We start from the raw sequence: 21,257 nt of genomic DNA, 5'->3' as shown, positions 1-21,257 counted from the left end.
TCATCAAGCTCGAAGCCCGCAACGCCTTCGGCTTCCGCAACCGAGAGAACCAACGCCTCCGCTCACGCTGCGCAACCACTCGACGCAGCCGACGACAGGCGTTGCCCGGATAAATTCGAAGACCCGCGATAGACAGCCTGCATGCCAGGAGGCCACCTGTCGCGCCGTGTTTCGGACAACTGGTCGAATTCGAAGAGAACCGCCCCCATCCTCCAAGTGGGCTCTTAGGATCACAAAGCTTCAATAATGGAACAAATCGCGTCATATGTGAGTGTCGGAAAGGTGGGCGCATTGGGTACTCCCGAGGCCGCGAGGGTGCACGTTTCGCGATTCGTACATTTCAGGCCCAGTGCTAGCAACGCCGCCTTGTGATGGGGCGGCTGCCAAGAGGACGATCACCTCGTTCCAGCGTCATACCTGACCACCGTCCGGATGTGACGCCCGCCTTCGAGGAGGTTCCTGTGAACGATCGACTGAGTCTCAGTCCGGATACCGCACGCCAGCTGGCCACCGCCACCAAGACCAGTCCGCGGATGCGCGGCATCACCCCGCGCTATTTACAGTAATTGACTACGCTGCATGCAAGTTGTTCGGGCAGAAGGTCAAAGATCCCCAGGCTATTGCCGGCTGCGTCGCATCGAGCGCTTGTTGACCACGCCAACTAACATCGATCCCTGCCATTTTTCCTGCGGAAACGACGTCTGCGGAAATTCGTTCAAAGATTGGATAATTTGAAAGGAACGTCCAGCTATCGATCTCCCGGTCGCCCTGCTCCTTGAGTTTGATCGCCTTCTGAAGATCGCTCATCATCTTTGAGCTGATTTCCGCGTCGAGGGCTTGGTTCTGGATTCTCTTCAAGCAATGCGCGGCAAACATCCGCTTCTCGGATATGAGGTAGCCATCGTTACCACGATCCGCCCGGTCGTCGTCGATGGTTAAGAAATATGTTCCATGCTCGGCTTGGGGGACGGCATTACACAGGCGAGTGAAGTCCTGAGGATTAGTAATTAGCTCGATCTGGACTTGGAGATTCACTCAACCAGACTACTCTCAAGCCTCAACGAGAACTCCTCGAATCCCATATAAGCAGGCGAGGGTCTGGGTGACGTCGTTGACGTTGGCCGTGGGGGTGACGACCTTGAGTTCGGCACCCCCTGCTTTACGCGGATGTGGGAACCGTCCACGCAGGCCCGTGACCAGTCGGGTTGGCCGGACGCGTTCAGTTCGGCGAGCAGGATTTGGTGCAGCTGGTCGAAGACCCCGGCCTGCTGCCACCGCTCCAGGCGGCGCCAATCCGTGAGCTCCTCCTATCGCGAAGCCGGGTGCGGGCGGGCACACTGCCGCGCCCCTGACTGCGCCCTCCAGTGCCGGAGGCCGTCGTGGTCAGATGCTGTCGGCCCTGCCGCGCCGCCACTCGTCGAACTCCTCCACGACGCTCCGAAGGTGCCACTGGGGGCTCTTCACGAACATGCCGCGTAGCTCGGACACAGGGATCGTGGCCGGAAGGTAGTCGTCGTCCTCGTAGAGATCCTCGTGGTCCGGATCCTCCATGGGATCGCCGGGAACCCCCACGAAGGGGCCCTCCCACGCTTCAGGGTCGGCCGGGGAGTCGGGGTTGTACTTCCATACGGCGCCGGCGCGCACGCATACCTCGCCGAGATACCAGGCGGGCACGGTCACCTGCGGGGTGCGCTGGGCGGCTCTCACGTCTTCCCAGGAGGAGAAGTGTGTTCTGATCACCGTTTCCAGTCTGTCGACCGAGTCCGGGGAGAAGTCCCAGACACCTGGGTGGGAGGCGGCCCACTGCGGGAACGCCGCTTCCTGCTCCTGTAGCCAGGCCCTGAGCCGGGGATGGCCCGTCCACTGCTGCTCACTCATGGTCCAGAGCCTACGCGGGAGGGTAACGATCCCGTATACAAGGGTAGTTGGGCGCGGCGCGCCGCGAAATCTGTGGAACTCCTGTGCATCCGGAGGCTAGCGTGGGGTGCTTATGCGGCGCCACTGACCACGGGGGCCCCTGGTGCCGCAGACTTCTTTCCCCCTCCGGATCTGGGCTCCCGGGGAAGACAAATTCACGTGAACCATCTGATAACCAAACGCCGCCACCGCGTGTGGGCACGTGCTGCGGTCGCTCTCGCCACCGTCGGCATCCTCTCCGTCAGCGGCCTGCCGCAGCTTCAGGGCACGGCAGACGCGGCGGTGAAGGCGCAGCGCTGTGACGAGATGTTCAAGCTGAGCGGCAACCCGACGGATCCGAGCAAGTTGCCGTGGGCGAACGGGGATGCGGTCCGGCCCAAGGCCGATTGGGATTCCTACGGGTTCCCGAATCAGCGCAAGGCCATGGACGGCCTCACCCTGCCGGACGATCCGGCGGATCGGGACAAGATCCTCGGCAAGCTCGACCAGCCCTACAAGAAGTACGCGGAGGGCACCCCCGAGCGCGTGTACGCCACCTACAAGGACTACCTGTCGCGCAACGGTGGAACGGACGCCAAGTACGGGGGTTTCCAGAACTGGCTGAACGAGGCGTACATCGAGGTCTACGGGCGTAACCCGCGCGGTAACGCCTACCACGCCAAGATCGTCAAGGATCTCGGACTGACCGGACCGGACTGGATCTGCGAGGAGACCGTCAAGGTCACCGACCCGGAGACCGGCAAGACCTATGAGCGGCGTTTCGACGCGTTCAACCGGAAGACCCAAGAGGCTGTCGAGGTCAAGTCCGGCGGCAATCACGACAGCGAGCAGGCTCCGAAGGACCGGGCGTTCCTGAAGGACCCGAAGTTCAAGGACTACAAGCTGCGGTACGCCTTCGGTCAGCCGCAGTCCGAGGACACCACCCGGTTCACGAACGGCCTCAAGCAGCTCGGCGGGCCGGGCCGGGTGACGACGTACGAGCACGTCTCCACTCCGGAGGCGGAGTTCGAGCCGGGCAAGTACACCGCCCAGGACACCAAGAAGAGCATCGGCCGCAGCTCCGAAGTCGTCCGGCAGTCGCCGGCGACGCCGGCGGACATGAAGCGGACGATGGACCGCATCCGCGCGAACGACCCCACGGGCCTGCGCGTCCGTGGCCCCGGCGGCGTCGACTTCTCCACGCTCGAACTGCGCTATGTGGGCAAGCCGGTCAAGGGCCAGGGCCTGAACTACTCGTTCGCCGCGAAGAAGGTCGATGAGTCCGCCGGCCTCGGCTACGGCGGCCAGGAGAAGGCCGAGCTCGTCTCCGACAGCTTCTTCACCTGGCTTGCCCTGACGCCGGAGAAGTTCTGGGTCAACCTCAACCCGGACCAGCCCGACAAGATCATGGACAAGACGTTCGGCAAGACCGACGCCGGTCGCGCCCTGCTCCAGGCCGACCTGGAGATGAAGCACGACTACGCGAGGGACATGGACCCCCGTGCCGGGATCGGCAAGGAGTTCTGGGACAAGCTCCGGGCGGAGAACATCCCCTGCACCCACGGCGTGCGGAACTGGATCGTCCCCAAGCCCGCGGTGGTGCGCGAACAGGACGGCGGCCTGTACATCCTCGACGCCCCGCTGAAGGTCAACTCCGTCCCCCAGGACTTCAAGACCCCGAGCCCGAACGGCGATTGCAACCTCACCGAGGCTCAGCACAAGCGGGTGCAGAACCTTCTGGACACGATGATCGTCCCGGACGTCGAGAAGAAGGTGAACACCGACGCCAAGTACACCGACCTCCGCCGCGTCTACAACTCGCGGGTCGCGGCCGAGTGGATCCGCCAGCAGGACGCGAAGTCGCCGACGGACTACCACGCGATCATCAACAGCAACAAGGTGACCGACTGGCCGCTGCGCGGGAAGAACACGTCCTGGATCCCGGAGCAGACCTACAAGGAGTACGTGAAGTCCTTCACTCAGGGCGACTACAGCTACCCGTGCGAGAAGGCCGGGCAGAACGCCACCTGCGTCATGGGCGGCGTCGACTTCTCCAAGGCCCCGAAGAAGAACATCAGCCAGGCCCAATTCGCCGCCGAGCACAAGTACCTGTCCCGCACCACCGACATCTCCGTGAAGACGATGACGGATGACGCCGAGAACAAGGACCTGCTCGCCCTCGGTGGCAACACGACCAGCCACAACGGCGGTGGTGGCGGCCCGACCCCGACCCCGACGCCCACCCCGACTCACACCAGCCCGCCGTCCACACCCCCGGCCGGCCACACCCCCAACCCCGGGCACACCGGCCAGCAGCAGCCCTCCGGGCCGCGAGGCGGCCTGGCGAACACCGGCACCCAGATCGCCGGAATCGCAGGGGCGGCGCTCGCGCTCCTCGCGGCCGGCGTCGGTCTCGTCTGGTGGCGTCGCCGCAGGACCGCCGGCGCCGAGTAACACCAATTGACGGCCGCAGGGCCTGAAACTTGAAGGGGCGCCGCCAGGAAGGGGTGCCCCTTCAGGTCGGCCACGACCGTTCCGCGGCCGACCCGGCGGCCCGCGGTCCGCGCGGCCGCGCGGCCTGGGCAAGCACTCGCCGTCCGCTGGGAACACCGCACCGAACTCCACGACCTGAAGACCAACAGCACCTAGATCACCGGCGCTCCGGCGGCATACGTGACGAACGCCGACCACGCGTCGGCAGAGAAGGCCAGCGCCGGTCCGGCAGGGTCCTTGGAGTCCCGTACGTGGATGGTGCCGGGGCAGGTGGCGACCTCTACGCACTGACCGCCTTCGCTGCCGCTGTGGCTGGACTTACGCCATTCCAGGGCGACTTCGATGCAGTCGCCGCCCTCGGCGCCGCTGTAGCTGCTCTTGAACCAAGCGAGTTCGGAGGTCATAGCTCCCCTGCAATTTGCTCGATCAACTTCGCGGAGTCCTCTAGCGAGAGGGCTTGTGAACGGATCCTCGCATAGCGCTGGTTGAGCTCGCTGACTTCGTCCCGATCATCGATCAGCATGCTTCGTGCCTGCACTTCAAGGTAGGCGAGCAGCTGTCGTTCCGGCGTCTCCAGCAGCGTCAGGGGGCCGTCGACCCCGGCGTGTGCCCCGTAGCGCGTCAACAGAACCTGGATCGTGACGCTCCGCTGCTTTCCCACCTCCAGTAAGTGGATCAACTGCCGTCCTTGCACATCCGGTCCGCCCACCGGGCGACGCAGAACCCACTCCTCGATGGCGAACGCGGTTTGCGCGGACGGCGTCCGAGTCAGCAGCGCCTGTCGTGCCATGCGGGCCTGCACGCGTCGTTCGATCTCCTCGGCGTCAAGGACGGGGCAGCGACCGTCGAAGAGAGCGCGTGCGTAGTCCTCGGTCTGCAACAGGCCGTTGATCACGAGAGTGTCGTACTTGTAGACGCTGACAGCTGTACGCTCCAGCTCCGCGTACTCCTCGAACCACGACGGGAACTCGCTGCGTTCCAGATGCTCTGCGGCCTTCCGGAGCACCGGACCCGCCCCCAGCAGCGGCTCCGCCTTCTCGATGAAGTCCGGCGGTGGCATGCGTTCGCCCCGCTCGATCTTGATGATCAGCGATTTCGAGTAGCCGACGTGAGCGGCCAGCTCGTCCGTCGAGATCCCGTTCGGCTCGCGCAGCGCCCGTATCACCGCGCCGAACATCCTCATGCTCGCCGATCCTTCGTTCTTCGCGGACACGGGCCTCACCCCTCCGTTGCACACGCCGTACACAAGACCCGGCTCGCCGTACCCAACTGACGCGTGTTCAGGTCGTACCTGGTCAGGCTAGCCAGCGCGCGGGAGCGTATGGGACATGACGTCGGAATCTCCACCCACAACGGCGATGCGGTTGAGCGCCGAGCCTGCCCGAATCGCGGCCGTGCGCCAGGTCGTGCGCGACCAGTTGAGCGCCTGGGGGCGCGAGGATCTCGCGGACGCGGCGGCGCTCTGCGTCACGGAGATACTGGCCAACGTCCATCGCCACGCGGGTTCCCCGGATTGCGAGCTGACGCTCGACCGGTTGCCAGAGGACGGCGTGCGAGCGGCCGTCAGCGACCGTTCCCGTGTGCTCCCGGTCGTCATGCCGCGTCCCGACTGCTCGGCCGAGTGCGGACGCGGCATGCATCTGATCGCGATGACGGCCCACCGCTGGGGCACGACGCTCACGCCGACCGGCAAGCAGGTGTGGGTGGTGCTGCGGTGACGCCCCCCGGCCTGACTCCTCACCTGACCCCCCGCCCGACCCCCGCCCTGATCAACGGCACCGCGTCCTGGTCCTGGCTGGACCACACCGGCTTCGGACGGGTCGCGTTCCTCCTTCTCGTCCACCCCATCCCCGCCTCGGGCGAAACCCTTGCCCGCGCACTCGGGCTGTCCGCGCCGGGCCGTCGCCTACCCGAGATCGGCGAGCGCATCGCCGTCGCGGGCGCGGGCCGCGCCACCGTGCGCCTGGACCGGGCCGGTCATCTGATGCAGGTCGCGGTCAGCGAACGCTGGGCCTCCTTCGTCCGCGAGGGCGGGCCGACGGCCGTACTGGTCGGCCTCGTCCCGCTGTCCCGTGATGCCCCACGCGAGGAGATCGAGACGTACCTCGCCGATACCGTCCGCACGAACCGCATCCGCCTCGGCATCAGCCGCCACTCGTACCCGCGCCGGTGACCTTCTCAGCCCGGGCCTCGATCTGGTAATCGACGGGATCCGGGGCCGTGGCTCATCTCCTGGTCATGGCGCCGGGCGGACATGGATCGCTAGGTCTCCGAGTCGATGCGCCGGGATGCCGACCAATACCACCGACGCGCGCGGATGCGGAGAGGAATATATGGTGAGGTAGAGAACAAAATGCGGACAATGCGCAGACGCTTCTCAGGAGGCGATGACCATGCATCGCGCTCAATGGTGGTGTGCGTCATCCTTCTTCGGCGTAGTGCTCGCCACCGTGGCTGTCGGCTGTACCTCGCCAACGGTCACCACGTCCCCGTCCTCCTTGCAGCCTTCCGCGTCAGGCTCTTCCGTACCGGGTCCTACCGCGTTGCCGACCAATGCAGGCCCGCAAAAGGCACAGATCGGCGACTCACTGGATCTAGTGGGTTCCGGTGACGGTGAGCACATGGCCGTCACCGTCACGCGGGTCGTGGATCCGGCAGGCGCCGAAGTCTTCACTCCGGACGCGGGAAAGCGCTTCGTGGCCGTGCAGTTCCGGCTGCGTGACACAGGGACGGCCGTGTACTCAGACGCCCCGTCCAACGGGGCGCAGGTGATCGATACTCAGGGCCAGGCCTTCAACTCCACGATCGCCGACACGAATGCGGGGCCCAGTTTCCCTGGCATCGTCCGGCTCACCTCGGGCAGCTCGGCGCTGGGCTTCATCACGTTCGAAGTGCCGAAGGGCTCTGTGATCGCCAAAGTGCAGTTCACCTTGAATTCCGGCTTCGCCGACAACACCGGCCAGTGGACCGTGCAGGGCGTAGAAAAGGGATCTCCGACCGCGGGTACTGCCCGGGCGCCCACAGCGACTGCCTCCACCGCGCCCGCACCCACGTCCGCCGAGGGGACGAGCCCCCGCCAGGTCGTCGAGAACTATTACTCTGCCATTAATGCCCACGACTACCTCACGGCGTGGAATTTGGGCGGTAAGAACCTGAACGGCTCCCTTCAGGGCTTCATCGCCGGCTTCGCCGGCACCGCCACCGACGCGGTGTCGGTGTCCGGTGTCCAGGGCAACACCGTGAGCGTCACTCTCGACGCCACACAGACGGACGGCAGCCACCGCGTCTTCTCCGGGACCTACACGGTTCGTGACGGCACAATTGTCGGCGCGGACATCCACTGAGATCGCGGACATCCACTGCTGAGACCGCGGGCACACGCTCCGCCGGCAGGAGCGGGGGTCAGGAGCCGACGGGTTTACGAAGGTGCCCGGGTGCGTGGCGGCGTCCTGGCGGACGATCGAGCCGCCCCAGGGTCACTTCAGCGAGAACTGGGTCTTCTCGTCCGGCGGGGTGGTGCGAACTCCGTGGCTGCCGTCGCGCCCCGACTGCTCGGCCGAGCGCGGGCGCGGCATGCATCTGATCGCGATGACGACCCACCGGTGGGGCATGACGCTCACGCCGACCGGCAAGCAGGTGTGGGTGGTGCTGCGGTGACGTTCTGGGGCTGTCCCGGTGGCGGCTGATCTGCAAAGATCTGTCAACTGCACGATGCCGCAGCCGCCGGGGGGCGGCCCATGCGCCGTGGGGTGGGCACCGTCGACGTCATCATCGACCTCCAGGGCTACGTGCCCGGACCTGCCTGACCGACTCCGCGCAAGCCGAGGGCCCGGTGCCCGCATCCGGAAGGGATGCGGGCACCGGGCCCTTCGCCGATCAGTCCAGGTCCGAGCCCAGCGCGTTCAGTTGGGCCAGGAACCAGGCGGCCGGGGGGAGGGCGGTGGCTGCTGCGGCCAGGCGCTTGGTGCGTTCGGTGCGGTCGTCCTCGCCGAGGGTGAGGGCCTCGTGGAGGGCGTGGGCGGTGGCGCGGATGTCGTAGGGGTTCACGACCAGGGAGTCGTCGCCGAGTTCCTCGTAGGCGCCCGCCTCGCGGGACAGGACCAGCACCACGCCGTCGTCCGAGACGACGGGGATCTCCTTCGCGACGAGGTTCATGCCGTCGCGGATCGGGTTGACCAGGGCCACGTCGGCGATCCGGTAGGCGGCGAGGGAGCGGGCGAAGTCGTCCTTGACGTGCAGGAGCAGCGGCTGCCAGCCGGCGGTTCCGAACTCCGCGTTGATCTCGTCGGCGACCCGCTGCACCTCGGCGGTGTACTCCCGGTACACCGCCAGATCGTGCCGGGACTCGTAGGCGAAGGCGATGTGGATGACGCGCTCGTGCCATTCCGGGTGCTCGGTGAGCAGCTGCCGGTAGGCGAGGAAGCCGCGCACGATGTTCTTGGAGAGTTCGGTGCGGTCGACCCGGACGATGGTCCTGCGGCCGGGGCCGATCTCGGAGCGCAGCGTGGCGAGCCGCTGCTCGACGTCGGGTTCGTGCGAGCGCTCGCGCAGGAAGTCGCCGTCGGCGCCCAGGCCGTGCACGCCGATCCGGGTGGTGCGGCCCTCGTGGGTGACGGTCAGTTCGCCGGCGTCGTCGTGCGCGACGGTCGCGCCGAGCACGTCCGCACAGCACGCGGCGAAGGCCTCGGCCCATCGCCGGGTGAGGAAGGCGGCGCGGTCGGCGCCGAGGATGCCGGTGAGGAGCTGCGCGCCGATGTCGTCGGGCAGCAGCCGGTAGTAGTCCGGCGGCGCCCACGGGGTGTGCGAGAAGTGCCCGATCCTCAGGTCGGGGCGGCGTTCGCGCAGCATGCCGGGGGCTAGCGACAGGTGGTAGTCCTGCACCAGGACGGTGGCGCCGTCCGCCGCCTCCTGGGCCAGCGCGTCCGCGAAGGCGGCGTTGTACGTCTCGTAGGAGGCCCAGTCCTGCCGGAAGTCCTCGTCGAGGAGCGGTTCCAGATGGGTCTGGAAGAGCAGGTGGTGGACGAACCAGAGGACGGAGTTGGCGATGGAGTTGTAGGCGGCGGCGAAGACGTCCGGCTCGATGCCGAGCATCCGCACCTGCGGGTCGCCCTCTCCCCTGCGGACCGCCTCGCGGTCCCCTTCGCTCATCGCCGCGCACACCCAGACGGCGCCGGCGTCCGGGCCGATCGCGCTCAGCCCCGACACCAGGCCGCCGCCGCCGCGCTTGGCGGTCAGCGTGCCGGCCTCGTCGAGGCTGTACGAGACGGGCCCGCGATTGGAAGCGACCAGAATCCGGGCTGCGCTCTGTGCGACCATGCCGCCAGCCTAGCCGGGGGCCTGCGGCCGCAAACCTGGGGAAACGCTGTCCTCAATCGGTCCTCAATCGCCGGACGGGCTGAAAATCAGCCCGTCCGGCGATTGAGGACACCCCGGCGGTTCGCGTACTCGGCGATCGTGATCATGGGGGGCCGTTCCTCGGCCGCCACCTGGTGGGTCCGGGGCTCGAAGCCGCCGTCGGGGCCGCGGTCGAACTGGGTGAGCACCGGCCGTACCAGCTGCCCGCGCGCCAGCCGCACCTGTGCGGTGCGGTAGATCGTCGCGGCCATCCGGCCCAGCGCCTGGCCGTCCTGGTGCCGGTGGTGGCGCACTCCCACGTCCACCTGGGCCAGCGCGTCCAGTCCTACGGTGTTCAGCGCGTCGATGAGCATGCCCAGCTCCACCCCGTAGCCGACGGGGAAGGGCAGCCGCTCCAGCAGGGAGCGGCGGGCAGCGTACTCGCCGCCGAGCGGCTGGACGAAGCCCGCCAGCAGCGGCCAGTGGAGATTGAGCAGCGGACGGGCGACCAGCTCGGTGACGCGCCCGCCGCCCGCCGGTACGACGCTGTCGCCGGTCTCCAGCGGCCGGTCGTACATCGCCTTGACCAGCTGGACCCCGGGCTCGGTCAGCAGTGGGCCGACGATTCCGTATACGAACCGCGCGTCGAAGTCACGGAGGTCGGCGTCGATGAAGCAGACGATCTCGCCGCTGGTCACCAGAAGCGAACGCCAGAGCACCTCGCCCTTCCCGGGTACGGCGGGCAGCTCCGGGAGTATCTCGTCGCGGTGCACGACCCGGGCTCCGGCGCGCGCCGAGACCTCAGCCGTACGGTCCGTGGAGCCCGAATCGAGCACGATCAGCTCGTCCACCAGGGGTACGGGCCCGCTCATCAGTTCGCCGCGGATGGTCCGCACGATCGCCCCGACCGTGGCTTCCTCGTTGAGGGCGGGCAGCACCACGCTCACCGTGCCCTGGGCGCCCGCGGAGCGCTTGGCGGCGAGCAGCCGGTCGAGCGGCCGGTCGTCGGCGGACCAGGAGCGTCGGTCCAGCCAGCGCTCCACCTCTTGCAGCACGCGCGTGTCTCCTGGCGTAGGGGATGGAAGGGGTAGGGGATGGAAGGTGATGGAAGGGGTATCCGTCACCCGGTGTTCCCGTGATGTGATCCGTCTCGCGGTTCGGACGACTATCTCAAGTGTCCGGGTCGTCGGTTACAGTCTTGAACAACGCGAGTGACCACCGCATGCCGGGGGTCACCACGGAAAACAAATGCCCGGGTGAGAGTCCGGTGCCACAGCGCTCATCCAGAGGGACTGAGGGAACGGCCCGCAGAAGTCCCGGCAACCCTCCCGCCATATCTCGTCGTCGACGACGCGAGGCCAGGTGGGGAAGGTGCCAATTCCGTCTCGTGGCGATCGTCGTCGCGGGGAAGATGAGGAGAAGGGGCCTCGCCGTCATGGCTGTGCAGACCATCGACAACGTTACTGAAACCTCCGCGAGCACCGCGCCCGCAGCATCCGCTGCTTCCGCTGCTTTCGGACCCGCCGTCGCGCTTTCCTGCCGCGAGTGCGGAGAACGCTTCCCGCTCGGTCCGGTCTTCGCGTGCCAGGAGTGTTTCGGGCCGCTCGAAGTGGCGTACGACCTTCCCACCGGGGACCCGGAAGCGCTGCGCAAGCAGATCGAAGCCGGTCCCGCCAACATCTGGCGCTATGCGCCGCTGCTGCCCGTCCCGGCCGATGTGGCCGGCAAGCCCAATCTGAACCCGGGCTGGACCAAGCTGGTCAAGGCCGACAACCTGGCCCGTGAGCTGGGTGTCACCGGCGGCCTGTACATCAAGGACGACTCCGGCAACCCGACCCACTCCTTCAAGGACCGGGTCGTCGCCATCGCCCTGGAGGCCGCCCGCACCTTCGGCCTCACCACCCTCTCCTGCTCCTCCACCGGCAACCTCGCGGGCGCCGTCGGCGCCGCCGCCGCCCGCGCCGGTTTCCGCTCCTGTGTGTTCATCCCGCACGACCTGGAGGCCGGCAAGGTCGTCATGGCGGCGGTCTACGGTGGCGAGCTGGTCGGCATCGAGGGCAACTACGACGACGTGAACCGTTTCTGCTCCGAGCTGATCGGTGACCCGATCGGCGAGGACTGGGGCTTCGTCAACGTCAATCTGCGTCCGTACTACGGCGAGGGTTCCAAGACCCTGGCGTACGAGATCTGCGAACAGCTCGGCTGGCGGCTCCCGGACCAGATCGTCATCCCGATCGCGTCCGGCTCCCAGCTCACGAAGATCGACAAGGGGCTGCAGGAGCTGATCAAGCTCGGTCTGGTCGAGGAGAAGCCCTACAAGATCTACGGCGCCCAGGCCGAGGGCTGCTCCCCGGTCTCGGCGGCCTTCAAGGCCGGCCATGACGTCGTACGCCCGGTCAAGCCGGACACCATCGCCAAGTCGCTGGCGATCGGCAACCCGGCCGACGGCCCGTATGTGCTCGACATCGCCCGGCGCACGGGCGGCGCGGTCGAGGACGTCACCGACGAGCAGTGCGTGGCCGCGATCAAGCTGCTGGCCCGCACCGAGGGCATCTTCGCCGAGACCGCGGGCGGGGTGACCGTCGGTGTGCTGAAGAAGCTGATCGAGACCGGTCAGCTCGACCCGGCACTGGAGACCGTCGTCCTCAACACGGGTGACGGCCTGAAGACCCTCGACGCGGTCGCCCCGACCACCGGCCCGACCGCTGTCATCCGTCCGACCCTTGCCGCGTTCCGAGAGGCTGGCCTCGCATGAGTGCTTCTGTTCGTATTCCGACCATTCTCCGCACTTACACCGGCGGCCAGTCCGAAGTGCCGGCCGAGGGTTCGACGCTCTCCGAGATCCTCGAGTCGCTGGAGAAGAACCACACGGGTATTTCGGGGCGTGTTCTCGATGACACGGGCAAGCTCCGGCGCTTTGTGAACGTTTATGTGAATGACGACGACGTGCGCTTTTCCGAGGGTCTGCAAACCGCGATCCCGGACGGCGCGAACGTCTCGATCATTCCGGCGGTAGCCGGGGGCTGACCTCCGTCACTACCCAGTCCAGCACGGGCTCATGCCCCGTCCACCCCTGTGGTGGGCGGGGTATCTGTGTGCGGGGCGGTAGTTGAATCGGGGTACAGTTGCGGTGGACTCCTGCGCCACCCCTTACTTGGCGCGGCGATTTATCGCCAAATTAACGAGATGATTGTCTTGTAGGCGAAGTATGTCCAGTCCGAGTTGCCCCGGATCCTTATTATTCCTCCCTGTATTTCCGATCGGTCGTGCCCAGAATTCTCGTCCGATTGACCTGTTGCAGAGGGCATCCGTACGGATACATTCGGCCGCGGTCGACGCGTTCCGGCGCACGCCCCCGACCTTGGCGGGGGTGAGGTCTGACCCGGGTCCGCGAAGTGCGGATTCGCGATAGGACCAGCAATAGGGGAGTTAGGGATGGCTCAGGGCACCGTCAAGTGGTTCAACGCGGAGAAGGGCTACGGCTTCATCGCGGTCGACGGTGGTGCGGATGTTTTCGTCCACTACAGCGCGATCCAGATGGACGGCTACCGCACCCTCGAAGAAGGCCAGCGGGTCGAGTTCGAGATCTCGCAAGGTCAGAAGGGGCCGCAGGCTGACATGGTCCGCCTGGCCGGCTGAAGCTCCGGAGCGCCGCCGACGGCGCTACGCACTCACGCCGAAGGGTCCGTGTTCCCACTGGGATGCGGGCCTTTCGTGCGTCCCGCTCCGGCACCCCGCGCACGGTCGCTCGCGCACCCCGACCCGGACCCCGAGTTATCCACAGTCGCTTGCGCCCGCCCGTCGCCCGACCACCACCCCTCATCGAGACCCTCCGGGCCGCTTGCACTCTCCATGGGCGAGTGCTAATCATTGGCGTTAGCACTCTGACAGTGAGAGTGACAGAAGGACCGGGTCGGCGAGGCCCGTTCGACCGTCGGGAAGAGCCCGGTGGTCGGCAGGCCGTCCGTCGCGGGCGCCACGCGGTCCGGAGCAATCCACCCCTGTCCGGGAGGACCACTTCTATGGCCAAGATCATCGCGTTCAACGAGGAAGCTCGGCGCGGCCTCGAGCGCGGGATGAACCAGCTCGCCGACGCCGTCAAGGTCACCCTCGGCCCGAAGGGCCGCAACGTCGTCCTCGAGAAGAAGTGGGGCGCCCCCACGATCACCAACGATGGTGTTTCCATCGCCAAGGAGATCGAGCTCGAGGACCCGTACGAGAAGATCGGCGCCGAGCTGGTCAAGGAAGTCGCGAAGAAGACCGACGACGTCGCCGGTGACGGCACGACGACCGCGACTGTTCTCGCCCAGGCCCTCGTCAAGGAAGGCCTCCGCAACGTAGCCGCGGGCGCCAACCCGATGGCCCTCAAGCGCGGCATCGAGAAGGCCGTCGAGGCCGTCTCCGCTCAGCTGCTCGAGCAGGCCAAGGATGTGGAGACCAAGGAGCAGATCGCTTCGACGGCCTCCATCTCCGCCGCCGACACCCAGATCGGCGAGCTCATCGCCGAGGCGATGGACAAGGTCGGCAAGGAAGGCGTCATCACTGTCGAGGAGTCGCAGACCTTCGGGCTCGAGCTTGAGCTCACCGAGGGCATGCGCTTCGACAAGGGCTTCATCTCCGCCTACTTCGCAACCGACCTGGAGCGTATGGAGTCGTCGCTCGACGACCCGTACATCCTGATCGTCAACTCGAAGATCGGGTCCGTCAAGGACCTGCTCCCGCTCCTCGAGAAGGTCATGCAGTCCGGCAAGCCGCTGCTGATCATCGCCGAGGACGTCGAGGGCGAGGCGCTCTCCACCCTCGTCGTCAACAAGATCCGTGGCACCTTCAAGTCCGTCGCCGTCAAGGCTCCGGGCTTCGGTGACCGCCGTAAGGCCATGCTCGGCGACATCGCCATCCTCACCGGTGGCACCGTCATCTCCGAGGAGGTCGGCCTCAAGCTCGAGAACGCCGGTCTCGACCTGCTCGGCAAGGCCCGCAAGGTCGTCATCACCAAGGACGAGACCACGATCGTCGACGGCGCCGGTGACAGCGACCAGGTCGCCGGCCGCGTCAACCAGATCCGTGCCGAGATCGAGAACTCGGACTCGGACTACGACCGTGAGAAGCTCCAGGAGCGCCTCGCGAAGCTGGCCGGCGGCGTTGCCGTCATCAAGGCCGGCGCCGCGACCGAGGTCGAGCTCAAGGAGCGCAAGCACCGCATCGAGGACGCGGTGCGCAACGCCAAGGCCGCCGTCGAAGAGGGCATCGTCGCCGGTGGTGGCGTCGCTCTCATCCAGGCCGCCGTCGCGTTCGAGAAGCTCGAGCTCGAAGGTGACGAGGCGACCGGCGCCGCGATCGTGAAGCTGGCCCTCGAGGCCCCGCTGAAGCAGATCGCCGTCAACGGTGGCCTCGAAGGTGGCGTCGTTGTGGAGAAGGTCCGCAACCTCCCCATCGGTCACGGCCTGAACGCCGCGACCGGCGAATACGTCGACATGATCGCCGAAGGCATCATCGACCCCGCCAAGGTCACGCGCTCCGCGCTGCAGAACGCGGCCTCCATCGCCGCGCTCTTCCTCACCACGGAAGCCGTCATCGCCGACAAGCCCGAGAAGGCCGGTGCCGCCGCAGGCGGTGGCGGCATGCCGGGTGGCGACATGGACTTCTGACCTTCGCGGTCAGCAGTCCGGCACTCCGTCAGTCCGCCCGAGGGCGGCACCCCCACTGGGGGGTGCCGCCCTCGGGCGCGTTCTGTGTCCGCGCGGCAATCGGCCGGCCCGTCCAGGGGGCGCCTCCCAGCGGTGGTTGGGGGAACTTGAGGACGGACCGCCTGCCGGGCGGACCGATGCGGTCACCGGTGGGCGGCCTCCAGCGCGGCGCGCAGATGGCCGCCGGACTCGGTGAGGAGCCGCTGCGCCGTCGGGGCGTCGATCCTGCCGAGGATCGTCAGGATGGCCGGCTTGACCTCGCCCTCGGTCGCCGAGAGCGCGGCCTCGATGGCCGCGTCACCGGCCCCCGTCGCGAGCCCCACGATCCGGCGCGACCGCGCCCGCAGCTTCTCGTTCGACGCCCGGACATCGACCATCAGATTCCCGTACGTCTTGCCGAGCCGGATCATCGTGATCGTCGAGAGCATGTTGAGGACCAGCTTCTGCGCCGTGCCGGACTTCAACCGGGTCGATCCGGTGAGCAGTTCGGGGCCGACCACGACCTCGATGCCGTGCTCGGCCGCCGCCGCGAGCGCGGAACCCTCGTTGCAGGACAGCCCGATGGTGAGCGCGCCACGGACGCGGGCGTGTTCCACGGCCCCGATCGCGTACGGGGTGCGGCCGGACGCCGAGACCCCCACCACACTGTCGTCCGGGCCCAGGGCCAGTGCGTTCAGGTCGGCGGCGGCCAGCGCCCTGCTGTCCTCGGCGCCCTCCACCGCGGTGACCATGGCGGACGGGCCGCCCGCGATCAGTCCGACGACCTGCCCCGGCATGGTGTTGAACGTCGGCGGGCACTCGCTCGCGTCGAGCACCCCGAGCCGGCCAGCGGTGCCCGCCCCGGCGTAGAGCAGCCGCCCGCCGCGCGCCATCCGCTCGGCGATGCCGTCGATCGCGGCGGCGATGGCGGGCAGCTGCGCGGCGACCGCGGCCGGAACGGTGGCGTCCTCACCGTTCATCGTGCGGGCGATCTCCAGGGTGGACAGCTGGTCGATCTCGGAGAGCTCCGGCCGGAACGCCTCGGTGGTGAGGGTCTCCAGTTCCCGGCGCAGCTCGGAGTAGTCGGAGTCGGTGGAGGGGGACATGCGGCTCGTACGTCCTTACGTGAAGCGGTGAGTCGTGGCGCGGCGTCATGGCGCGAGGGCCGTGGCGCGGCGTCGCCGGGCGACTAGGAGCGGGTGGTGCGGGGGCTGTGCCGGTGAGCCAGAGCCTCGTACGACGCGGACAGGGCGGGAGCGGCGGTCTCGTAGGTGCGCTGCATGACGCCGATGAACAGGAAGTCCACCACGAGGAGCTGGCTGGTCCTGCTGGACATCGCCGCCGGCCGCAGCTCGCTCTCCCGCGAGGTGGAGGTGGTCAGTACATGATCGGCGTACTGGGTGACCGGGCCGTCCGGTCGGCCGGTGATGGCCACAGTGGTCGCGCCCCGGTCGAAGGCCACCCGTAGCGGCTCGATGACGTCATGGGTGTTGCCCGAATGGGTGATGGCGATGGCCACATCGCCGGCCCGCAGCTGCACCGCGTTGGTGATGGCCAGATGGGTGTCGCCGTGCGCGTGCGCGATGAGCCCTATTCGCAGCAGCTTCTGGACCAGGTCCTGGCCCACCAGGCCGGACGCGCCGATGCCGAACACCTCGATCCGGCGCGCCGCGGCGAGGGCCCCGACGGCCGCCTCCAGCTGCGTCACGTCGAGCTGCGCGGCGGTGTCGGCGAGCGTCTGCTGCTCCTCGTGCGCCAGTTTCGCGACCACGTCGGTCAGCGGGTCGTCCACGGCGATGTCCGCGGTCACGGCGGGCGGCACGCCCGCCGCCTGCTGCGCGGCGAGTGCGGCCAGCGCCAGCCGCAGATCGCGGTAGCCGGGATAGCCGAGCAGGCGCGAAGTGCGGACGACGGTGGCCTCGCTGGTTCCGGTGCGTTGCGCGAGCGCGGTCACGGTGAGATGCGCGCAGGCGGCGGGATCGCTCGCCACCGCCTCGGCCACCCGTTGCATCGAGCGGGTCATCGACGGCCCGACCGTACGCACCTTGGCGGCGAGAGCCCCGGGATCGGGGAGCTGGGGAGGTGTGGTGGACGCGGCGGGCGCGGCGGAGGCGTCACGCGATGGCCGGGCGCGCTGGGGGAAAGTTTCCTTCACGCTGTACGTCACATCGTGAAAGATATTTTCAGGGCGGTGGGGCGTCAAGAGGCCAGAAGGCAGAATAGACGGATGGATCGTGATCTCGAAGAGGCCCTGCACGGCGCGCGGGCGCTCATACTCGCCGACCTCGCCGCACGGGACGTTTCAGGACCCGATGTCGTCTCTCTGGTCGAGAACGCCGTCACGCAGCGGCGCTGGTGGGTCGAGCAGTGGCCCGAGGGCATCGAATTCGTTGCCGGGCTGATCGCCCAGGACGTTCAGGACGCCCTCCTGGCGCGCTTCGGGCGCTGGCCGCTGTGCCCGCTGTGCGAGGACCCGCACGGACTCGCCGTCGAACCGGAGCTCGGGCCCGACCCGCACTGGGTCTGCGAGACCGCCGGGTCGGTCGTCGCGCCGGTCGGCGGGCTGAGTTCCGGCGGGCTGAGTTCCGGCGGGTCGAGCTGAGGATGACGGTCTACATCGACCCGCCGACCTGGCCGGGGCACGCGCGCATGTGGTCGCACCTTGTCAGCGATGTCTCCTACGCCGAGTTGCACGCGTTCGCCGCGCGGATCGGCTGCCCGCCGCGGGCGTTCGAGCGGGACCACTACGACGTGCCGGCCTCGCGGTACCGCTCGGCCGTCGAGCTCGGCGCGGTGGAGGTCGGCAGCAAGGAGATCGTGCGGCGGCTCATCGCCGCCGGGTTGCGGCGGCGCAAACCGGCCCCGGACGCGACGTAGGCGTTCAGACGAGGCGTTCAGACGTGAGCGTTCGCACGTAGGCGCTCACACGTAACCGTTCAGCGGGGTGTTGGGGCGGGGGCCGGGACCGGCTTCGAGGCGACCGCGTTGCCGGCGATGACGTGGCTTGCCCCGTGCTGGCGCAACGAGACGATCACGACGCCGATGGCGACGGCGGTCAGTGCGGCGCCTGCCCAGGCGGTGGCCGCGAAGCCGAAGCCGCCGCTGATGACGACACCGCCGAGCCACGGGCCGGCGGTGTTGCCGAGGTTGAAGGCGGAGGTGGTGGTCGCGCCGGCGAGGGTGGGGGCCGCGCCCGCCACGTTGAAGATGCGGGCGTTGAGCGCGGGGGCGGTGAAGAACGCCGAGAGGCCGAGCAGGAACGAGAGCGCGATTACGGCGACCTGGTTCTGCGCGGTGAGCGCGAGCACCGCCAGGAAGACCGTGGACGCGGTGATGCCGCTGAGCATCACACCGAACAGATGGGCGTCCGCGAAACGGCCGCCGATCGCGGTGCCGACGAGCGCGCCGACACCGAAGAGGCCGAGGACGGCGGGCACCGAACCCTCGGGCAGCCCGGCCACATCCGTGAGCAGCGGCGCGAGATAGCTGAACGCGCAGAAGACGCCGCCCGCCGCGAGGGCGGTGGTGGCGACGGCGAGCCACACATGGCGGTCCCGGTAGATGCGCAGCTCCTCGCGGAGCCTGGGACGGCAGTCGGGAATGGGTATGCGGGGGATGAGGGCGACAACGCCGACGAGGGCCACCGCCGACATCACGGCCACCGCCCAGAAGGCGGAGCGCCAGCCGAACTGGTCACCGAGGAACGCTCCGGCGGGAACGCCCAGCACGTTGGCGATGCTCAGGCCGCCGATCATGACGGCCATGGCGCGGGCCCGCGCGTTCATCGGGACCATCGAGATCGCGACGGCGGCGCCGACCGCCCAGAAGCCCGCGCAGGCGAGCGCGCTGACCACGCGGGAGACGAACAGCAGCGCGTAGTTCGGCGCGAGGGCGCCCGCGACCTGGCCGAGGCCGAAGAGGGTGATCAGCGCGATCAGGGTGGTGCGGCGGGGGAGCCGGAGGGTGGCCACGGCGAGCAGCGGCGCCCCGACGACCATGCCGATCGCGAACGCCGATATGAGCAGCCCGGCGCGCGGGATGCTGACGCCGAGGTCGGCGGCGATCGGCGGCAGCAGGCCCGACAGCATGAACTCCGAGGTGCCGAGCGCGAAGACGCTGAGACCGAGGACGTAGACGGCTACGGGCATGCGGGAGCGCTTGGCGTCGGCGGAGGGCATACCGGTTATGAGCGCCGCGCGTGACCTGCATATTCCCGGCCCTGTTCCTGCGTTCTGGCCCCGTCAGGCGAGCAGTAGTTCCAGCTCGGTGGAGAGATTGCGCCGGGCGATGTGCTCCCAGCGCTCGTGGCCGACCGGGGTGCGGAACAGCTGGGGCAGGGCCAGCAGCTGGCGCAGCACGGCGGCACGGCCGGTTCTGAAGGCGTCGTCGGGGACGAAGCCGTACTCCTGGCGGACGGCGGCGGCGTAGGCGGCGTACGCGGCCGGCTCGCCGGCCAGGACCGCGAGGTCGGCGTCGCAGAGCACCTCGCCGTTGTGGTCGCCGGGGGCCGGGTCGTGGCTGGTCGTGAGCAGCACGAGCCGGACCACCTCGGCGGTGCGCGGGGCGTCGACCCCGGCCTCGGCCAGCGCCCGCTCGGCCAGCCGCGCGCTGCGCTCCTCGTTCTCCGAGCGGTCGGGGCGGTAGACCGCGTCATGGAACCAGGCGGCGAGCAGTACGGCATCCGGGTCATCGGCGTACGCGGCCAGCTCCGCGATGTGGTCGAGAACCGCGACCAGATGATCCGTGGTGTGATACCAGCGCTGCCCTTCGCTCCACCGGGCGAGGAGGTCCTCGCCGTAGACGTCGGGTTCTGGGGGTTCCGGGGCGGGCTCCGGTACGGATCCCGGGGCGGATACCGGGGCGACCCGGGTGCGGCGCAGCAGGTCACACCATTGGGTGAGCAATGCGGCATGCTGCGGGTGCGTCATCGCGGGGGTAGCGGCCATGGTGACTATTGTGCGCCTGGGGGCTCGCGCGGGAGTGGCGAATGTGGCACTCTTGGCTATATGTCTAGACCAATTTTCGAGGTGATCGCCCTCGGCGTCGACGACGCCGTAGCGGCCCAGACCGGCGGTGCCGACCGCCTCGAGCTGGTCGCCGACATGGCCGCGGACGGCCTCACCCCGTCCCGCGAGACCTTTGCCGCCATCCGCGCGGCCGTGCACATCCCGCTCCGCGTCATGCTGCGGCTGGCAGACGGCTTCGGCGCGGGCGACCTCGACGCGCTGTGCGCCGCGGCCGAGGGGCTGCGCCGCGAGGGCGCGGACGAATTCGTCCTCGGCTTCCTCGACGGGCGCGGCGCGGCCGACCTCGAAGCGGTCTACGCGGTCGCCGACGTCATCGACGGCTGCCGGTGGACGTTCCACCGCGCCATCGACCGCGCCGCCGACCGCCACGCCGCGCGCTTGCAGCTGGCGGGGCTGCCGGGGCTCGACACGTACCTCACGGCCGGCTCGGCCAAGGGCGTCGACGACGGGCTCGGCGTTCTCGTCGCCGAGGCCGCGCGGTCTGCCGCCTCCGAGCCGGGGTACGAGCCGCGGATTCTCGTGGGGGGAGGGCTCAACCGCGAACATCTGCCGGCGTTGCGGGGGGCGGGGATCGACGCTTTCCACGTCGGCGGAGCGGTGCGCCCTGCGGGCTGGGCTTCCCCTGTCGACGTCACCGCCACCCGCGAGTGGCGCGCCCTGCTGGATGCGCCGGTCCCGGTGGGCTGACCGCCTGCGCGGCGGGCTGGTGGGTCCGGGGGCCGGGTCCTCCGGGGCGGCGGTTCGAAATCGCCTCTTTACGTTCCAGGCGGCCCATCGACTAGCTCGGCAGCATTTCGAACCCCCACCCCTACGGCCCCGTCCCCCTCAGGTCGACTCGATC

The 21,257-nt window shown here is 68.4% G+C and carries 22 protein-coding genes and 1 riboswitch; of the genes, 12 read left to right on the top strand and 10 right to left on the bottom strand.

Features of this window, described 5'->3' with window-relative positions; translation table 11 throughout:
- Positions 1 to 570 precede the first annotated feature (570 nt).
- Both QMK24_RS37420 and QMK24_RS37410 read right to left on the bottom strand, forming a co-directional pair.
- On the bottom strand, positions 571 to 1,035 hold the full coding sequence (locus QMK24_RS37420; protein WP_283471350.1) for a hypothetical protein: 465 nt from the start codon (positions 1,033 to 1,035) through the stop codon (positions 571 to 573).
- Positions 1,036 to 1,383: 348 nt separating this feature from the next.
- On the bottom strand, positions 1,384 to 1,878 hold the full coding sequence (locus QMK24_RS37410) for a hypothetical protein (protein WP_283471349.1): 495 nt from the start codon (positions 1,876 to 1,878) through the stop codon (positions 1,384 to 1,386).
- Positions 1,879 to 2,076: 198 nt separating this feature from the next.
- On the opposite strand from QMK24_RS37410, the gene QMK24_RS37405 reads away from it, so the two are divergent.
- Positions 2,077 to 4,350, top strand: coding sequence for a hypothetical protein (locus tag QMK24_RS37405; protein WP_283471348.1), 2,274 nt, complete (start codon positions 2,077 to 2,079; stop codon positions 4,348 to 4,350).
- A 191-nt stretch (positions 4,351 to 4,541) separates the two neighbouring features.
- Here the strand turns inward: QMK24_RS37405 and QMK24_RS37400 are convergent, their stop codons facing one another.
- Together QMK24_RS37400 and QMK24_RS37395 are read right to left on the bottom strand one after the other, a co-directional pair.
- Positions 4,542 to 4,793 carry a DUF397 domain-containing protein gene (locus QMK24_RS37400; protein ID WP_283471346.1) on the bottom strand — a complete coding sequence of 84 codons (252 nt, stop codon included), beginning with the start codon at positions 4,791 to 4,793 and terminating at the stop codon, positions 4,542 to 4,544.
- Positions 4,790 to 5,602, bottom strand: coding sequence for a helix-turn-helix domain-containing protein (locus QMK24_RS37395; protein WP_283471345.1), 813 nt, complete (start codon positions 5,600 to 5,602; stop codon positions 4,790 to 4,792). Before QMK24_RS37395 ends, QMK24_RS37400 begins: the two co-directional genes overlap by 4 nt.
- Positions 5,603 to 5,717: 115 nt before the next feature.
- On the opposite strand from QMK24_RS37395, the gene QMK24_RS37390 reads away from it, so the two are divergent.
- The 4 genes from QMK24_RS37390 to QMK24_RS37375 all read left to right on the top strand — a co-directional run bounded on the left by QMK24_RS37390 (position 5,718) and on the right by QMK24_RS37375 (position 8,046).
- Complete coding sequence (locus tag QMK24_RS37390; RefSeq protein WP_283471344.1) at positions 5,718 to 6,107, top strand: ATP-binding protein; 390 nt, start codon at positions 5,718 to 5,720, stop codon at positions 6,105 to 6,107.
- Entirely contained in the window at positions 6,104 to 6,562 is a 459-nt protein-coding gene (locus QMK24_RS37385) for a hypothetical protein (RefSeq protein ID WP_283471343.1), read from the top strand. The genes QMK24_RS37390 and QMK24_RS37385 overlap by 4 nt, the downstream gene beginning before the upstream one ends.
- A gap of 448 nt (positions 6,563 to 7,010) precedes the next feature.
- Entirely contained in the window at positions 7,011 to 7,733 is a 723-nt protein-coding gene (locus QMK24_RS37380; protein ID WP_283471342.1) for a DUF4352 domain-containing protein, read from the top strand.
- Positions 7,734 to 7,827: 94 nt separating this feature from the next.
- The gene (locus tag QMK24_RS37375; protein WP_283471341.1) at positions 7,828 to 8,046 is read left to right on the top strand and encodes an ATP-binding protein; all 219 of its coding nucleotides are present in this window, start codon (positions 7,828 to 7,830) and stop codon (positions 8,044 to 8,046) included.
- A 219-nt stretch (positions 8,047 to 8,265) separates the two neighbouring features.
- Here the strand turns inward: QMK24_RS37375 and QMK24_RS37370 are convergent, their stop codons facing one another.
- Positions 8,266 to 9,705, bottom strand: a complete 1,440-nt coding sequence (locus QMK24_RS37370; RefSeq protein WP_283471340.1) for an alpha,alpha-trehalose-phosphate synthase (UDP-forming) — start codon at positions 9,703 to 9,705, stop codon at positions 8,266 to 8,268.
- 86 nt (positions 9,706 to 9,791) lie between these two features.
- Positions 9,792 to 10,778 carry a glucosyl-3-phosphoglycerate synthase gene (locus QMK24_RS37365; protein WP_283471339.1) on the bottom strand — a complete coding sequence of 329 codons (987 nt, stop codon included), beginning with the start codon at positions 10,776 to 10,778 and terminating at the stop codon, positions 9,792 to 9,794.
- A gap of 221 nt (positions 10,779 to 10,999) precedes the next feature.
- A riboswitch (SAM riboswitch) is annotated at positions 11,000 to 11,141 on the top strand.
- A 17-nt stretch (positions 11,142 to 11,158) separates the two neighbouring features.
- On the opposite strand from QMK24_RS37365, the gene thrC reads away from it, so the two are divergent.
- The 4 genes from thrC to groL all read left to right on the top strand — a co-directional run bounded on the left by thrC (position 11,159) and on the right by groL (position 15,371).
- Positions 11,159 to 12,478 (top strand): threonine synthase, encoded by a 1,320-nt coding sequence (gene thrC / locus QMK24_RS37360; RefSeq protein WP_283471338.1) that lies wholly within the window; start codon positions 11,159 to 11,161, stop codon positions 12,476 to 12,478.
- Complete coding sequence (locus QMK24_RS37355) at positions 12,475 to 12,750, top strand: MoaD/ThiS family protein (protein WP_283471337.1); 276 nt, start codon at positions 12,475 to 12,477, stop codon at positions 12,748 to 12,750. Before thrC ends, QMK24_RS37355 begins: the two co-directional genes overlap by 4 nt.
- Positions 12,751 to 13,158: 408 nt before the next feature.
- A complete protein-coding gene (locus tag QMK24_RS37350) occupies positions 13,159 to 13,362 on the top strand; it encodes a cold-shock protein (RefSeq protein ID WP_009339379.1) in 204 nt (67 codons plus the stop codon).
- Positions 13,363 to 13,745: 383 nt separating this feature from the next.
- On the top strand, positions 13,746 to 15,371 hold the full coding sequence (gene groL / locus QMK24_RS37345; RefSeq protein ID WP_283471336.1) for a chaperonin GroEL: 1,626 nt from the start codon (positions 13,746 to 13,748) through the stop codon (positions 15,369 to 15,371).
- 182 nt (positions 15,372 to 15,553) lie between these two features.
- Here the strand turns inward: groL and murQ are convergent, their stop codons facing one another.
- Together murQ and QMK24_RS37335 are read right to left on the bottom strand one after the other, a co-directional pair.
- Positions 15,554 to 16,495 carry an N-acetylmuramic acid 6-phosphate etherase gene (gene murQ, locus QMK24_RS37340; protein WP_283471335.1) on the bottom strand — a complete coding sequence of 314 codons (942 nt, stop codon included), beginning with the start codon at positions 16,493 to 16,495 and terminating at the stop codon, positions 15,554 to 15,556.
- A gap of 83 nt (positions 16,496 to 16,578) precedes the next feature.
- Complete coding sequence (locus tag QMK24_RS37335; protein ID WP_502962700.1) at positions 16,579 to 17,556, bottom strand: MurR/RpiR family transcriptional regulator; 978 nt, start codon at positions 17,554 to 17,556, stop codon at positions 16,579 to 16,581.
- 60 nt (positions 17,557 to 17,616) lie between these two features.
- Between QMK24_RS37335 and QMK24_RS37330 the strand changes: the two genes are divergently transcribed.
- Positions 17,617 to 17,991 carry a DUF8819 family protein gene (locus QMK24_RS37330; RefSeq protein WP_283471334.1) on the top strand — a complete coding sequence of 125 codons (375 nt, stop codon included), beginning with the start codon at positions 17,617 to 17,619 and terminating at the stop codon, positions 17,989 to 17,991.
- A gap of 2 nt (positions 17,992 to 17,993) precedes the next feature.
- The gene (locus QMK24_RS37325) at positions 17,994 to 18,266 is read left to right on the top strand and encodes a DUF4031 domain-containing protein (RefSeq protein WP_283471333.1); all 273 of its coding nucleotides are present in this window, start codon (positions 17,994 to 17,996) and stop codon (positions 18,264 to 18,266) included.
- Positions 18,267 to 18,325: 59 nt separating this feature from the next.
- Here the strand turns inward: QMK24_RS37325 and QMK24_RS37320 are convergent, their stop codons facing one another.
- Entirely contained in the window at positions 18,326 to 19,537 is a 1,212-nt protein-coding gene (locus QMK24_RS37320) for a Cmx/CmrA family chloramphenicol efflux MFS transporter (RefSeq protein ID WP_283471351.1), read from the bottom strand.
- 93 nt (positions 19,538 to 19,630) lie between these two features.
- Positions 19,631 to 20,335: an HD domain-containing protein gene (locus QMK24_RS37315; RefSeq protein ID WP_283471332.1), complete on the bottom strand. Its 705-nt coding sequence runs from the start codon at positions 20,333 to 20,335 to the stop codon at positions 19,631 to 19,633.
- 60 nt (positions 20,336 to 20,395) lie between these two features.
- On the opposite strand from QMK24_RS37315, the gene QMK24_RS37310 reads away from it, so the two are divergent.
- Complete coding sequence (locus QMK24_RS37310; RefSeq protein WP_283471331.1) at positions 20,396 to 21,103, top strand: copper homeostasis protein CutC; 708 nt, start codon at positions 20,396 to 20,398, stop codon at positions 21,101 to 21,103.
- Positions 21,104 to 21,257: the final 154 nt, after the last annotated feature.

It is taken from the genome of Streptomyces sp. PH10-H1 (assembly GCF_030063355.1).
Lineage (GTDB): Bacteria > Actinomycetota > Actinomycetes > Streptomycetales > Streptomycetaceae > Actinacidiphila.
This window is presented reverse-complemented; position numbering and strand designations above follow the sequence as displayed.

Coding starts and splice junctions, on each gene's coding strand:
- QMK24_RS37310 (WP_283471331.1), top strand. CDS start 20,396: ATGTCTAGACCAATTTTCGAGGTGATCGCCCTCGGCGTCGACGACGCC.
- QMK24_RS37390 (WP_283471344.1), top strand. CDS start 5,718: ATGACGTCGGAATCTCCACCCACAACGGCGATGCGGTTGAGCGCCGAG.
- QMK24_RS37350 (WP_009339379.1), top strand. CDS start 13,159: ATGGCTCAGGGCACCGTCAAGTGGTTCAACGCGGAGAAGGGCTACGGC.
- QMK24_RS37410 (WP_283471349.1), bottom strand. CDS start 1,878: ATGAGTGAGCAGCAGTGGACGGGCCATCCCCGGCTCAGGGCCTGGCTA.
- QMK24_RS37400 (WP_283471346.1), bottom strand. CDS start 4,793: ATGACCTCCGAACTCGCTTGGTTCAAGAGCAGCTACAGCGGCGCCGAG.
- QMK24_RS37320 (WP_283471351.1), bottom strand. CDS start 19,537: ATGCCCGTAGCCGTCTACGTCCTCGGTCTCAGCGTCTTCGCGCTCGGC.
- thrC (WP_283471338.1), top strand. CDS start 11,159: ATGGCTGTGCAGACCATCGACAACGTTACTGAAACCTCCGCGAGCACC.
- QMK24_RS37370 (WP_283471340.1), bottom strand. CDS start 9,705: ATGGTCGCACAGAGCGCAGCCCGGATTCTGGTCGCTTCCAATCGCGGG.
- QMK24_RS37355 (WP_283471337.1), top strand. CDS start 12,475: ATGAGTGCTTCTGTTCGTATTCCGACCATTCTCCGCACTTACACCGGC.
- QMK24_RS37315 (WP_283471332.1), bottom strand. CDS start 20,335: ATGGCCGCTACCCCCGCGATGACGCACCCGCAGCATGCCGCATTGCTC.
- QMK24_RS37325 (WP_283471333.1), top strand. CDS start 17,994: ATGACGGTCTACATCGACCCGCCGACCTGGCCGGGGCACGCGCGCATG.
- groL (WP_283471336.1), top strand. CDS start 13,746: ATGGCCAAGATCATCGCGTTCAACGAGGAAGCTCGGCGCGGCCTCGAG.
- QMK24_RS37380 (WP_283471342.1), top strand. CDS start 7,011: ATGGCCGTCACCGTCACGCGGGTCGTGGATCCGGCAGGCGCCGAAGTC.
- QMK24_RS37330 (WP_283471334.1), top strand. CDS start 17,617: ATGGATCGTGATCTCGAAGAGGCCCTGCACGGCGCGCGGGCGCTCATA.
- murQ (WP_283471335.1), bottom strand. CDS start 16,495: ATGTCCCCCTCCACCGACTCCGACTACTCCGAGCTGCGCCGGGAACTG.